This is a genomic window from Candidatus Symbiopectobacterium sp. NZEC135, assembly GCF_025962695.1.
This window is the reverse complement of record NZ_JAGFPF010000932.1, coordinates 1-834: the sequence shown is the minus strand read 5'-3', so window position 1 is coordinate 834 and position 834 is coordinate 1. Positions and strand designations below refer to the sequence as shown.

The window sequence follows — 834 nt, the reverse complement described above, 5'->3', positions numbered from 1 at the left end:
CGGTACCGGCCCGACGCTGGACGAAGCCTTTGGCCTGATCGACACCGCCGAAAAAGCGGCAGAAGTGATGGTAAAAGTGCGTTCCATGGGCGGCAAAAAGCAGACCATCACCACGGAAGAGCTGATTGCGCTGGGCAAACGCTTTGGCGTCACACCGATGGAAGCGGCACTGAAGGTATAACGCTTCATCCCCTCCTCAACCCACACTGTGGTCGTCCTCGGCACAAGCCGGGGACCTCGTACAGAAGGAATGCATATCGTCTGTAGGAGATGCCCGCTTTTGCGGGCATGACCGAGACAGGTGAAAGAGTCCAGTTCAGTGACTTATTGGAGTTCCCCATGCTACGAAAAGCCTTTGTTATGTCGGTATTCCCGGAGTGTCACGACGAATACCAACGCCGCCACAACCCCATATGGCCTGAGCTGGCCGAGGTGCTGAAGGCGCACGGCGCGCACCACTACAGCATCTTTCTTGATGAAAAACGTCATCTGCTGTTTGGTTATGTTGAAATCGAGTCGCAAGCGCAGTGGGATGCGGTGGCACAGACTGACGTCTGCCAGCGTTGGTGGAAACACATGAGCGACGTGATGCCCGCCAACCCGGATAACAGCCCGGTGAGCGACGAACTGAAACCGGTATTTTACCTCGATTAAACAGAGCGTTTGGTTAACACCGCGACGCTACCATTACGCCGCGGCGTTATCACATCAGGCGTTATCGTCTACTGATAGTGCGAGACATCCGTGGCGCACACCCGCAGCCGATGACCATCCGGATCCTGCGCCACAAAGGTGTAACCGAACTCCAGACGCGTCGGTTCAGCCACGATGGTG

General features: G+C 56.2%; 1 protein-coding gene and 2 pseudogenes. 2 read left to right on the top strand and 1 reads right to left on the bottom strand.

Annotated elements, in window-relative coordinates; translation table 11 throughout:
- Positions 1–181 (top strand): annotated as a pseudogene (locus J5224_RS31540) (rhamnulose-1-phosphate aldolase); the annotation flags it as partial.
- Positions 182–339: 158 nt separating this feature from the next.
- Positions 340–654 carry an L-rhamnose mutarotase gene (gene rhaM / locus J5224_RS31535; RefSeq protein WP_264628922.1) on the top strand — a complete coding sequence of 105 codons (315 nt, stop codon included), beginning with the start codon at positions 340–342 and terminating at the stop codon, positions 652–654.
- 68 nt (positions 655–722) lie between these two features.
- On the opposite strand, the pseudogene J5224_RS35710 reads toward rhaM, so the two are convergent.
- Positions 723–834: pseudogene (locus J5224_RS35710) on the bottom strand (phenazine biosynthesis protein); the annotation flags it as partial.